Source organism: Bifidobacterium thermacidophilum subsp. thermacidophilum DSM 15837 (assembly GCF_000426425.1).
In the GTDB taxonomy this organism is placed as follows: domain Bacteria; phylum Actinomycetota; class Actinomycetes; order Actinomycetales; family Bifidobacteriaceae; genus Bifidobacterium; species Bifidobacterium thermacidophilum.
In genome coordinates this window covers 252198-265178 of record NZ_AUFI01000006.1, presented here as the reverse complement: position 1 = coordinate 265178, position 12981 = coordinate 252198, and the positions used below count along the sequence as shown (strand labels likewise).

The 12981-nt window shown below is 60.5% G+C and carries 8 protein-coding genes and 1 tRNA gene; 6 read left to right on the top strand and 3 right to left on the bottom strand.

Features of this window, described 5'->3' with window-relative positions; translation table 11 throughout:
- Positions 1-127 precede the first annotated feature (127 nt).
- Positions 128-814: a phosphate signaling complex protein PhoU gene (gene phoU / locus K315_RS0101535; RefSeq protein ID WP_029575873.1), complete on the top strand. Its 687-nt coding sequence runs from the start codon at positions 128-130 to the stop codon at positions 812-814.
- Positions 815-1024: 210 nt separating this feature from the next.
- Here phoU and K315_RS0101530 read toward each other — a convergent pair whose 3' ends face one another.
- The 3 genes from K315_RS0101530 to lysS all read right to left on the bottom strand — a co-directional run bounded on the left by K315_RS0101530 (position 1025) and on the right by lysS (position 5095).
- Complete coding sequence (locus tag K315_RS0101530) at positions 1025-1762, bottom strand: phosphoglyceromutase (RefSeq protein WP_029575872.1); 738 nt, start codon at positions 1760-1762, stop codon at positions 1025-1027.
- Between the two features lie 102 nt (positions 1763-1864).
- Positions 1865-2803 (bottom strand): 1,4-dihydroxy-2-naphthoate octaprenyltransferase, encoded by a 939-nt coding sequence (gene menA / locus K315_RS0101525; RefSeq protein ID WP_033520286.1) that lies wholly within the window; start codon positions 2801-2803, stop codon positions 1865-1867.
- Positions 2804-3469: 666 nt separating this feature from the next.
- Positions 3470-5095 (bottom strand): lysine--tRNA ligase, encoded by a 1626-nt coding sequence (gene lysS, locus K315_RS0101520; RefSeq protein WP_152571390.1) that lies wholly within the window; start codon positions 5093-5095, stop codon positions 3470-3472.
- A gap of 164 nt (positions 5096-5259) precedes the next feature.
- Between lysS and K315_RS0101515 the strand changes: the two genes are divergently transcribed.
- The 5 genes from K315_RS0101515 to K315_RS0101495 all read left to right on the top strand — a co-directional run bounded on the left by K315_RS0101515 (position 5260) and on the right by K315_RS0101495 (position 12915).
- Positions 5260-5336: transfer RNA gene (locus K315_RS0101515), tRNA-Pro, on the top strand.
- A gap of 448 nt (positions 5337-5784) precedes the next feature.
- Complete coding sequence (locus tag K315_RS0101510; protein WP_029575869.1) at positions 5785-7908, top strand: DUF2207 family protein; 2124 nt, start codon at positions 5785-5787, stop codon at positions 7906-7908.
- Between the two features lie 76 nt (positions 7909-7984).
- Complete coding sequence (locus K315_RS0101505; protein ID WP_044085729.1) at positions 7985-10141, top strand: DUF4037 domain-containing protein; 2157 nt, start codon at positions 7985-7987, stop codon at positions 10139-10141.
- A 293-nt stretch (positions 10142-10434) separates the two neighbouring features.
- Entirely contained in the window at positions 10435-11148 is a 714-nt protein-coding gene (locus K315_RS0101500; RefSeq protein ID WP_029575867.1) for a DUF4125 family protein, read from the top strand.
- A gap of 75 nt (positions 11149-11223) precedes the next feature.
- Complete coding sequence (locus K315_RS0101495) at positions 11224-12915, top strand: alpha/beta hydrolase family protein (protein WP_029575866.1); 1692 nt, start codon at positions 11224-11226, stop codon at positions 12913-12915.
- Positions 12916-12981 lie beyond the last annotated feature (66 nt).

Below are 12981 nucleotides of genomic sequence, written 5' to 3'. Positions count from 1 at the left end.
GGCATTCCGCACGTGTTGCGAATAGACTGGGAGGAGTGGCGACTGCGGCAACAGCATCCGATGAGCAATAAGGAAGCGTGCGCGACCGCTCACGCAGCGAATGGAACAATCCCGGAAAGGCAGAGCAATGCGCGTTATTTTCAATGAGGAGATGAAAGCCGTCGCCGACGATCTCGATCGTATGGCGCAAGACGTCCGCAAGGCGATCAACGGCGCTGGGGATGCGCTGATGAACGCGGATATCGACAAGGCTCAGGCGGTTATTGACGGCGATATCGAAATCGATGCTTTGGAGTCCAGCATCCTTGACCAGTGCGTGAGGCTGCTGGCCAAGCAAAACCCGGTGGCGACCGATTTGAGAGTCGTCGTCTCTACCTTGCGCCTGGCTTCGACTTTCGAGCGCATGGGCGATCTGGCCCGGCATATCGCGGAGGCTGCCCGTCGCGCCTATCCGCAGAATGCGTTGCCTGAGGAGTCCCGTGAGATCTTCACGCAGATGGTTGCGTTCCTGCGCAACACGGCTGACCGCATTGCGGACATGCTCGCGGACAGGGACACGAAGATCGCGGAGAACATCATCCTCGATGACGACAAGCTTGACCAACTGCACCATCAGACCTTTGAACTGGTGCTCTCGGATCAGTGGAACGGCACGAAGCAGCAACTCATCGATGTGGTGCTGATCGGTCGCTTCCTCGAGCGGCTCGGCGATCACGCGGTGTCCGCTGCGCGGCGCGTGATGTACATCGTGTCCGGCTTCGATCCGAGCAAGGACCCCGGCCGCGACGAAGACACGCCCGTCGTTGACCTGTGACCGAAACCACTGAACAGCGGGTGCCGTCAATCAGATTCTGAAACAGGCGGGCCTGCGCGTACGTACAGCTGCGCACGTATAGCTTTGTTGGTACCTTATCCCGCTACCGTCTCCTACTGTCGCCCCCGCAGAATGCAAGTGCCCGCGCCGCCTGATATAGGTGACGCGGGCACTTGCGAAAGAGTTCAGGCCTATGCCTGCAAACCGGACTTACTTGCCCTGGTTGGCGACAGCGGCGGCACCGGCAGCGGCAGCCTCAGGATCGAGGTACTCGCCACGCGGCTTAATCGGCTTGAAGTTCTCGTCCAGCTCGTACAGCAGCGGGATGGCGGTCGGGATGTTGACCTTGGCGATCTCTTCTTCCGACAGGCCGTCAAGCATCTTGACAATGGCGCGCAGAGAGTTGCCATGAGCGGCAATCAGAACCGTCTTGCCAGCCTTAAGTTCAGGCTCGATGGCGGACTTGAAATACGGCTCGACGCGCTTGACAACATCGGCCAGGCACTCGGCTTTCGGAACCGGATCGCCGGTGTAGCGCGGATCATGGTTCTGCGCGTACTCGTCGTTCGGATCGATCTCTGGCGGCGGGGTGGCATAGGAGCGGCGCCACAGCATGAACTTCTCATCGCCGTATTCCTCGCGGATGGCCTTCTTGTTCTTGCCCTGCAGCGCACCGTAGTGACGCTCGTTCAGGCGCCAGCTGCGCTGGACAGGAATCCACAGGCGATCGGCTTCGTCAAGCGCGTAATTCGCGGTGTTGATGGCGCGGCGCAGCAAGGAGGTGAACACGATGTCCGGCAGGACGTTCTTCTCCTTGAGCAGCTGGCCACCACGCTTGGCTTCCTCGACGCCCTGCTCGGTCAGCGGGACGTCCACCCAGCCGGTGAACTGATTGGTCTTGTTCCATGCGCTCTGACCATGTCGGAGCAGTACTAGTTTGTAAGTCATGATCCCAGTCTAGCGCCCCGGCCTCCCAAATGTGGCCCTCTTGCGCGAAGTGCGGACACAGCCGTCATCCCTCCGTTTCTCACCCACATTCAGGTAGCGCCTCTACACCAGAAAAGCCGCTGCAGCGAAAACCAGCGATACCGACAGGGAACCCAACGTACACAACGGCAGGGCACGGCGATAATCAACACGGCTGATTGCGTCACAGGCCGCTATCTGGACCACGCACATGAACACACAGACCGCAATGATGACAGGAATCGACACAAACCACCCGGCGACCAGGGCGATGGCCAGAATCGAGGCGACGACCAGCAGCGCGTCCGCGAATACCGTGCCCCATGTTTGACCGAACGCGGTCATCCACGTATGCTTGCCATGTTCGCGGTCGGATTCGATATCGCGCAGGTTATTCACACACAATACAGCGACCGCGACCAGTCCGTTCGCGGCCCCCGCGCCTACGCCACCCGCCGTAATCCTGCCAGACAATGCGAACATCGTGCCGCATGCGGCCACCAGCCCGAAGAACACAAATACGAAGACCTCGCCCAAATAGTGGTACCCGTACGGGTGGCTTCCCCCCACGTAGCACCATGCAGCCAACAGTGAAGCCACACCGACCACGATGAACCACCAGTATCCGGTCAGGGCACAGACAGCCAGGCCGCAGGCGCAAGCCGCCACCGCATTCGTCCCCGCTGCGAACAGCACCCGCCGGGGATTGACGCCGGAAGCGACCAGACGCGCCGGCGCACGCACCGCAGCTTGCTCATCGGCCGCATGTCCAGCCGCACCTGCGGCATCCCGGTGCTCATCGGTACCGCGGATGCCATCCGAGTAATCATTCGCGAAATTCGCCGCGATCTGCAGGAACAACGCCACACCCATACACAACAGCATCACCGCAAGGAACCGCGTATCGTACGGCGCACCCGACACGCTCGCAACAGCGGCGCCGGTAATGACCGGAGCCACCGCCAAAGGCAGCGTTTTCGGCCGGGCTCCACGAATCCAATCCGCGAATCTCATCTCTCTCATACCTCCTCCCTACTCCTCTGCTCTGACGAAATCGCCGATCAACAGGCCATCAACTATATCCGTTGCGGCCGCACGAGGCAATGGTGCAAGCCACGAAAACAGCACGCATTGTGTGAGGATCCGCTCACACAACGGCACCTCGATGAGCGGCGCCCGAGGCAATCGGCACGACAGACCGTCACCATGCGAGGATTCACTCACACAACGGCACCTTGTCTTGCCGAACCAAGCGTCCTCAGCACCCGCATGCCGAGTTTTGTGAGGATCGGCTCACACCATAAACCCTTGGAATCAGCCGTCAGATGACCGGCCGACAACCTTGTATTGCAAATCAGCAGTCGCCCTGACTCCCTGACGAAAATAAGATACTCATGAGTATTAATCAGACGAAAATCGCATCCGCAGCATTGCAATCACCAGTCATTTTCCAACGCTGTGGATTCAATTTCCCGTAAAGACAACAACATTGTTGTTCCCAAACTGGTGACGCTAAGTCCATCGTCGGCATAACCAATTTGGGAATCTGGGCAATGCCCAGCAATCGACACATTGGTGCCGGTTCAGAATCCTCGAGAATCCTCGAGAATCCTCAAGAATCCTGAACCGGCACCAATGCTTGGACATCCGCGAACCTGCGAAACCCCAGAGTCCGGACACCCGGATGGCTTACTGAAGGTTCAGCGGCTTGGTCAGCGGGAAGGTAATCGTCTCGCGGATGGTCGCGCCGGTCAGCGCGATGAGCAGACGGTCGATGCCCATACCGGTACCGCCGGCCGGCGGCATACCCACGCCGAGCGCCTCGAGGAAGTCCTCGTCGATATCCATGGCCTCGACATCGCCGGCGAGCGCGTCTTTGGCCTGGGCGACGAAGCGTTCGCGCTGGACCACGGGATCGTTGAGCTCGGAATAGCCGGTCGCCAGCTCGAAGCCACGCACGTACAAATCCCACTTCTCCACCACGCCGGGCTTTGAACGGTGGGACTTGACCAGCGGGCTGGTCTCCACCGGGAAGTCGCGTACGAAGGTCGGCTCGTACAGCTTGTCCTCGTAGAAGTGCTCCCACAGGTGCTCGACCAGCTTGCCATGGTTCTCCACGTCGTCGCGTTCCACACCGAGCTTGTCGGCGATCTCGCCCAGGTGCTCGACCGACGTGCCCGGATTGTCCGGCCCGCCGTTCGGAACGATTTCCTCGCCCAGCGCCTCGGAGAGCGAATCGTACATGCTGATGGTCTTCCATTCACCGCCGAAATCGTATTCCTCACCGTTGAGCAACGTGACCTTCGTACTGCCGAAGGCGTCAAGCGCGGACTTGACGATGAGCTCCTTGACCAGCGCGGCGATCGTGTCGTAGTTGCCGTACGCCTGATAGGCCTCAAGCATGGTGAACTCGGGGGCGTGCGTGGCGTCGACACCTTCGTTACGGAAATCGCGGTTGATTTCGAACACGCGGTCGATACCGCCCACGAGGCAGCGCTTGAGGAACAGTTCCGGGGCGATGCGCAGATACAGGTCGATATCGAAGGCGTTCATATGCGTGGTGAACGGGCGTGCCGCGGCGCCGCCGTGCACGGTCTGCAGCATTGGCGTTTCTACCTCGAGGAAGTCATGGCCTTCGAAAGTGTGGCGCAGCGAGGAGACCACGGCGGAACGCTTACGCACCATATCGCGAATGCGTTCGTCGGCGATCATGCCGATGTACGGCTTGCGGGTGCGCGTGTCGTCGCTCAGCTCCTTATGCAGGGCAGGCAACGGCTGCAGGGCCTTCGCCGCGATACGCCATTCGCTGGCGAAGACGGACAGTTCGCCGGTCTTCGAAGCGATGACACGGCCCTTGAGGAACAGGTGGTCGCCCAAATCGACCATCTGCTTGAACTGCTTCAAGGAATCCGCGCCAATCTCCTTCTTGGAGATCATGCCTTGGATGGCGGTGCCGTCGCCTTGGGCGAGCTTGACGAAGCACAGGCCGCCGCCGTTGCGCAGGAAAAGCACGCGACCGGCGATGCCGACGACATCCTGCGTCTCGTCACCGGCGTTGAGCTTGCCGTCGTACTTGGCGCGTACCTCGCCGATGGTGGCGGTCACATCGACATGGACCGGGTACGGCTGCACGCCCTCCTTGAGCATGAGCGCACGCTTGGCGACACGCATCTGCACCTGCTCGGGGTGCGCGAGCGGGCCGAATTCCTTGTTGCTCGGGTCGATCGCCTCGTCAAGGCTCTTGCCTTCATCAATATTGGAGCGGATCTTCTTGTCCTGCTCCAGCAGAAGCTCGGCATGTTCGACGGTCGTCATGACCGGCGCGTCTTCAGGTTGCTGGGTATGCTGTTCCGCAGTATCTTCAGCGGATTGTTCAGGATTCGTCATGCACCCCAGTGTATCGAAGTGCCAATACACAACGCGACACACCGATTTGGCATTGTTCTGCAATTGCTGTATGATAGCGGACGTTGCCAAAACGGGCTGTAGCGCAGCTTGGTAGCGCGCTTCGTTCGGGACGAAGAGGCCGCGGGTTCAAATCCCGCCAGCCCGACCATCAAAGGCCAAATCATTGGAATTCCAGTGATTTGGCCTTTCTTTTTTCGGTCGATAGGCCGACATGCTTGTCCGGCTTCCCATTCCGCAAACTGCCTACGCCGGGAGAGTCGCCAGCGTAACCAGTTTGTAGAGTGACGGCCGAAACAGGGCCACGTGTTCCTACGGGAGTTCATCACGAAAACCCGCATCCCGCGGTGTTCTCCCGCCCCTCCCCGCGCAACATCCGGCAAGATGAATCACAGGTGAACGCATGAGGAATTGGTACCAACTTCCGCCTGTGGGACAGTACAAACCCCCCAATCGGCCCCGTGTGAGAGTTAGGATGATACCAACGGATGCAAACGTCGCCAACGCTGCCGGCACCGAGGCAGCAACAGTCCAGCCGACCATGCTGCAAACCTATCCAACACCGGGCCGACGGTCTGCGATAAAGGAATACACACGCCATGGAGCACGACGACCAGAACAGTCCTCGACCGTTCACTCCGGCATTCCCGGCAGACAATTCCTTTGACGGTATCAGCTTCGACGCGGCAGGAACCTACCAAGGAGATGCCTCGGCTTCACCGACGACCATGACGCAACCACCTGTATTGCCCTCCCCCACACCGCAGACACCGCAGACTTCCCCGTCGCAGCCCCTTACACCGCAGGTGTCCCCGACGGTTTCCGCACAGCAATCCACGATGACGCAGATGCCGATCATCCCGATTATCGCGCCATACCCGCAATCCGCAGCGCAACAACCCCCTGTGCAGCAAACTCCGCTTGCCCCTGCGTCCCAGCAGCCTCTTCAATCTTCCGCGTCGAGCGCGCAACAACGTATCCAGCCTATGTCGCCCGCCAATCCGCAATCCCCTGCAGATCCGTACGCCGGGTATGCCCGTCAAGCCAGTCAGCCATTGCCCCCGATTGCGCCGTACAAGGGCAGGAAGGCCGCACGGTACTGGGAGAAAGCGCCGGACGACAATTACACCAATCCCAACTATCACAAGATATTCGACTGGTCGTGCTTCGGGCGCATCCTGCTGGTCACCGTGGTCATAACAGCAGTGATGTATGTCCTGTATCTCGCATACTACTGCGGCATGCTGATGCTGTTCCGCGGCCGCAGCATCCAGGAAATCTACTCCTCGCAGACGCCCGAAGTCACCACAGACGGCCTCGATTACCTGTTCTTCATCGTCGGCCTCATCAACATCCTGATCGCCGCACCGATATGTCAAGCGGTCGGCATGCGCGGACGCCACCCGTCGAAAGTGACCTACTGGCGCGACCGGCCGGAAATCGAACCGATGGTGGCGGCATGGGGCTTCGGCAAACGGACCTACCTCGGCTCCGGTATCGCCTCGCTCATCGACAAGGGGGCCGTCGGCGTCGATCCGCAAGGCCACATCTACCTGCGCGGCACACCTTCGTGCCCATTGACGCCTCCGGAAATCAAGCTTATGGACTTCCTTGCCGTCGCCTTCAAGGATTTCTATCGCGAACACCCTGATTTCGCCGGGGCTCCCGACGGTTCCGGCGCCCGGGTCAACCCGAGCGTCGCCGAACTGACTGACCATCTTTCCCGCAACGGCTTGAAGGCGTTGTCCGACGTCCAATCCGAGACCAGCCGGGCAGCGAATACCATCATGTATTCCATGGGCACGCCACGCATATTCATGCTGCTCGGATGCGCATTCGTCTCCGGGGTATTCAGCATGTTCGCCGGGACATCGATATTCACCGAAGCCGGCGGATGCGCGAGCCTGACACAGATCCTCATCCGACATGAAGGATTCACCTGGCTTGGTATCATGGCGCCCATCGCGAACCTGCTGTCCGTCGTCTATGCGGTCGCTGCCGCTGCTGTGCTGATCATCAACCAACGCAGGCTGCAAAGCATCAGAACCACCGCCTCCGACGGCAAACGGCAGATTGACATCCTTCGCATCTTCCTCGTGGTGTACTGCCTGATCACTCTGACGCTATCCCCCGTCCGCGCGGTCGGCATGGTGCTGGCCTGGTATCTGCTCATCGACGCGAACATCCCCACCAATCGCATCAACCTGCCGATGATGCGGCTGTACCATCATGTGCTCGGACTGGGCAAGTATCTCAAGGACTACAGCGACTTAAGCGAACGCGGCACCACGAGGGACGCCCAACTTTACGGCTGGAACCTCGCGTACGCGGTGGCGCTCGGTCTGGCGAAAGGCGAGCTCGCGTCGGTCGATCGCGTCGTGTGGAAGCTCTCCGGCTCCACTGCGCAGAGCGAACCCGTGGGCCGTCACGCATCTGCCAGCTCCAAAGAACCCGATCCCTTCGATAACTTGCGACGGTTGGGAATCCCAATCAATATCACAACGGAAGAGCTGAACCACAAGATAGACAACGTGGTTGTGCAGACCGCGGAAAAACACGGTATCAAGGCGGCGGCGTACAACAGCGATCGCGAAGCGTATGCTGCTCTAGTATCGGATGCGACAGAGCCCAGGCCCGATGACAATATGGCGCAGAAGTCGGTAAGGGCTTACGTGCGTTGGCTCAATGAGGAATTGGAGAAGCGGGACCATGACGAATCTTAATGATTTGGCGCACACCCATGATGACGACGATATGCCCGGCGATGGCGCGGATTCCACGCCGGCGCCGGACGCGTTGATGGCGGCGCTCAAGGCGGCGAATAATCCTGCTGCGTTGTTCGGCGCAAGGCCGTACACCGCAGCCGATGACGAAGATGCCGAAGCCTCGGATGATGCCGAAAACCGGAATGACAACGATTCCAACGATTCCGGCAATCACGCCTCAGACAGCCATCACCCACGATTTGACGTAGACACGTTCCTCGCCGGTCTGGACGCCATCCATGACAAGCATCGCGCGGGTCAAGACGCCGAAGCCTACTTGCAACAGGCAATGACCGATGCCGAAAACGCCGGCGACAACGCCGGATTGTTGACCGTCCTCAACGAAACGATGGGATTCTACCGTTCCCAGGGACGGCACGAGGACAACCAGTGGATTGTGCAACGGGCGCTCGAACTGGGCATCCGCATGGGAATCGCCGGCAGCGAGGCATGGACAACGACGCTCGTCAACGCCGCCACTGCCATGCGCGCCGCACGGCAATACGACCAAGCGGAAGACCTGTACCGCCAGGCGCTTGACAACGCGAAAACAACCTACGGACCCCGCGACAGGCGGCTTGCCGCGCTGCATAACAACCTGTCCATGCTCTACAGTGAGACGAACCGTCTGGGCGAGGCGCGCGACCAGCTCGTGCAGGCAATGGGCATCCTCGAGGATTCGGGCGCGGACCGGCACACGGACCCCGACATCGCATCCACCTACGTCAATCTTGCGCTAGTCGAACTGGAATTGTGGCATGAGGCGTGCAAGAACGAGGCCGCGGGCAGGAGCGAAGCGAATGTGCAATCCCCTGCCGTGTTACTTGACCAAGCCGACGACGACGCTCAGCATGCGTTGACAATCTACGATGAAGGCGATCTGACCCACAGCGCGCATTATGCTTCCGCGCTGGCTGCTGCGGCACAGGTACGTTTCATGCACGGCGCATTCGCAGATGCCGCTGCCTTGTATGGCAAGGCGCTCGACGTCATCGCCGAATGCTACGGCACCGACACGGAGTATTACCGGACCACCAGCGAGAATCTCCAGGCCGCCAAAGACGCGCTTGCCGAGCAATCGACATCCGCTGCACATGCCGCCGATCCGGCAACGCAAGAGCAACATGATGCACGACCCAACCACCGGCACGCCGGCAAGGGGAATATCCCTTCGGACAGTGCGGATCTCAAACCGGACATCACCGGTCTGCAACTGGCTCGGCGCACTTGGACGGAATTCGGCAAGCCGCTGATTGCGAAACGCTACCCGGAGTATCAAGGTCGCATCGCAGCCGGATTGGTTGGACATGGCTCGGAATGCTACGGTTTTGACGATTTGCTCTCCCGCGACCATGATTTCGGCCCTGGCTTCTGCCTGTGGCTGACCGACGAGGATTACGAGCGGATCGGCGAGCGCCTGCAATCGGACTACGACGCGCTGCCTGAACGATTCCTCGGGTTCGGACCGCGTCAGACCACACCGCGAGCGCAAGGTGCTGGCAGGCGGGTGGGAGTATTCCGTATCGGTGACTTCTTCGAATCCCTGACCGGATACTGCCAAGCCCCTAGTGCCAATCATCCGCATGAATGGCTGATGCTGGACGAGGCGACTCTCGCCACGGCGACCAACGGCCAGGTGTTCGCCGACCCGCTGGGCGCATTCTCCAAGACTCGCCAAGGTTTCAAACTCATGCCTGACGATGTGCGGTTGTCGCTGATTTCACGCCGATTGGGCATGATCAGCCAAGCCGGACAATACAATCTGCCCCGGATGCTGCGCCGCGGTGATGGCGGCGCGGCATGGCTGTCCATCAGCGAATTCGCGGACGCGGTCTCCTCGCTGGTGTTCCTCATCAACACGCCGGTTTCTGCCGGATACGCACCCTATTACAAGTGGCGATTCGCCGCCCTGCGCCGCCTCAGCGCCCGCATGGGTACGCGGCTCGCCGGCGTTTGCAAACAGCTGGAACAGGTTCTTCGCCTCTCAAGCGACGCCTGCTATGGCGAAGGGGCATCATCGCGTGAAGCCGCCGATGAAATCAGCACTGTGGTCAATGCCATATGCTCGGATATCGTCGCCGAACTCCAACGTGAAGGATTGACGCACAGCAACGAACGCTTCCTCGAATGGCAGCGACCGCATGTCGAGGCGCATATCGTCAGCGATGCCGCCTGTTTGCACAGCATCTAGGCGGGAGTTCGACGAACCGCCGGCAATGTGCCGAATGGTCGGCATTCGGTACTGGGCAGTAGGCGGTTCAGCGGCTGCGCGATTGTTTTCCAGCGGTTTCGTCTGCACAGTTGCGTCTGCACAGTTGCATCCGTACAGCCCCGTCTGCACAGTCGCGCTCAGCGTGTCGCAATAGCGCCGGCGGCGAATCAGGCCATGCATAGCGGGATGGGCATGCATATCATGGCGAATGTTCGCACTGCGAATCAGATAGAATCCGACAGAAAGAGGATGCCATGTCCCAACAGCCGCCGATGGTCACGGTCCGTGCCGACGATCCGATAGTTGAAACAGTGATTCGGCTGGAATGGGACCAGTTCCAACGCACGGACAATGAGGGCGGCCGGGCGGCATGCCAAGGCAACTGGCCGATGTTTCACGAGATGCGGCTGAGCCAGTTCCTCACCTGGACCCCGGCGCTGCTGGCAAGCTACGAGAACGATTTACGGCAGGCGGACCGCGTCGGGCGCAATCTGGTCACCGAAAAATACGCACGGATGATGGCCTCCACGGCGCCTGACATCTACCGCGAACGCATCGAACCGTATATTCCCCGACTTTCCGCACAACGGGTGGCGCGCCAGGAGCAGGTAATCGCCCGGCAAGTCGCATGGGCGCGCGAATTCGCGGGCCGCTGGCCGGCGCTCGGAGAGGCGATGCGCGTACTGACCACCGCCGAGGATACGCCTGAGCAGACGTCGTTCGAGACCTATCTGCGCGGCGAATTGGGCGCGTATTCGGATGACACTTTCGACGAATACGAGCGTCTGGTGGCGCATATCATCGAACAAGACGGCAACCTGACCGAGCAGACCGTACGCAACACGGTCCGGCTGGAGGGATATCCGGGGCTTGACGAAGCGCAGGCAGCACAGGCGCGACAGGCGGCGGCACAGGGCGCGAACTACCAGCAAGGCAGGCAAGAACCGCGCAATCCGCAAGATTCTCCATCCGGTGCGAAGGCATGAAAGGCGACGGGAAACCGCGAAATCAGGACAATCCAAGAATCAGGACAATCCAGACCACGAAGGCAGGAACGGCATTTGGACACCGCAACGGAAGACCATGAAGAACGCGAGGCAGCGGCCGGAACCGCAACCACCGGAACCGCAACGGCCGCGGAAACCCGGAAGGAGCGCGGACGTCACCGGCTCATGATCGTCGAAGGCGCGGCGCTCGTGGTTCTCTTCATCCTCGCTGGCATCGGTTCTGCAATCGGCGCAAACTGGCGGGTGAAACCGTATACGGACCATATCACGGTCGGTTCGTCCAGCACCACAATCGCGGCGAATGGCCTGTCAACCGCGCAAGAAGGCACCTACAAAGTCAAAACGACGAAACTTACCATCAAACTCACCGACACGGTCAGCGTGAACGCGATCTTGCGCGACCCGATCGGCGCCCCCGGCAAACGCCCCGCGTGCGTGTTCGTGCATGGCGCCGGGACCGGCAAGGCGTCTGAAGTGTACGGCGATATCGCCCCCGCGATGGCGTCCGCGGGCATCGTCACGTTGGTGCCGGACAAGCGGCTGGACAACTATTCATGGACGAGCCGCGACTATCAGGCCATGGCCCGCGACTATCTTGCCTCATGGAAGCTGCTGGCCGGATTGAACGACGTCAACCCCTCGCAGGTGGGCGTGTATGCGGAATCGGAAGGCACGTGGATCGCCACCGTCATGGCGAAACGACAGCCGGATATCGCGTTCATGATCCTCACATCCCCGCCGGTGGTGCCCGGGCGTGACCAGATGGCGATGGCGGCGACCTCATATGCGACCATCGCGGGTGCGCCTCAAAGCGTGGTCGATGAGCTGCCGACACTGATCAGCCTTGATTCCTCGCTTGTCGGGCTGGAGTATGCGGATTTCCCGGCACAAGATTATTACTCTGCGCTCACCATGCCGCTGCTCATCAATTACGGGACCATCGACCCGTCCATGCCCATCGAGCAGGGCGCGCGCACGCTAATCGATGCAGCGAAACGTAACGGCAATGCGAATGTGACGGTACGGTACTACCCGGCGAATCACCAGATGCGTACCGGCTCATCGCTGTCATTGCCCGGATTGCCGTTGGAACAGCATTACACGCATAATCTCGAGGATTGGGCCAACGCCATCGCCGCCGGCGCCACGGCTACGGACTGGGCCACGCCGATGATCGCCGGAAGTCAGCCACATCAACGGTTTGCGGCTCCTTCCAGAACACCGCATGGCATCATCGGGTCGGTTTCTCTGGCGCTCGCGTTGATGGTGGCGCAAATCCTGTGCGTAATCGCCGCTGTCATCGGGGCGGTTGCACTGTGGGTTAGCGGACGACTGCGCGCATCGAGAACGCAGACGCTGATGAGGCATAGTCATCAGTCCGAAGACACGCCGGCGGGTACTCCGCACTTCGGGCGCGGCACGGCTCCCCTACTCGCCGCAAGCGTCGTAGTTCCCGTATTGGTCGCCGGCGCACTCGGCTGGTATCTGGTCACGCTCGGGAAAGCGGCGTTGTCGCTGACGAATCGCGCCGACATACTGCGGCCTGGTTGGACGGTGTTGCAAATCGGCGCCGCCGTCTGCCTGTTGTTGCTGTTCCTGGTGTTCACCATGGTGATGCGCAATGTCCGCAGATATCCCGACGAGCCGTCTATCGCGACCGGCACCGGGCATGTTATCGTCGCCGCGCTCGTGCTCGCCGCGTTGACGTTGTCCATCATCGTATTCATGTTCTGGGGCCTGCGATAGCCCGGCCCCCTGTTTCTGCCGACGCTCAGCAAGTCGTCAGCGTCGGCAGAAGCTGGGAGCCCTACA

Coding starts and splice junctions, on each gene's coding strand:
- phoU (WP_029575873.1), top strand. CDS start 128: ATGCGCGTTATTTTCAATGAGGAGATGAAAGCCGTCGCCGACGATCTC.
- K315_RS0101530 (WP_029575872.1), bottom strand. CDS start 1,762: ATGACTTACAAACTAGTACTGCTCCGACATGGTCAGAGCGCATGGAAC.
- menA (WP_033520286.1), bottom strand. CDS start 2,803: ATGAGAGAGATGAGATTCGCGGATTGGATTCGTGGAGCCCGGCCGAAA.
- lysS (WP_152571390.1), bottom strand. CDS start 5,095: ATGACGACCGTCGAACATGCCGAGCTTCTGCTGGAGCAGGACAAGAAG.
- K315_RS0101510 (WP_029575869.1), top strand. CDS start 5,785: ATGGAGCACGACGACCAGAACAGTCCTCGACCGTTCACTCCGGCATTC.
- K315_RS0101505 (WP_044085729.1), top strand. CDS start 7,985: ATGGCGGCGCTCAAGGCGGCGAATAATCCTGCTGCGTTGTTCGGCGCA.
- K315_RS0101500 (WP_029575867.1), top strand. CDS start 10,435: ATGGTCACGGTCCGTGCCGACGATCCGATAGTTGAAACAGTGATTCGG.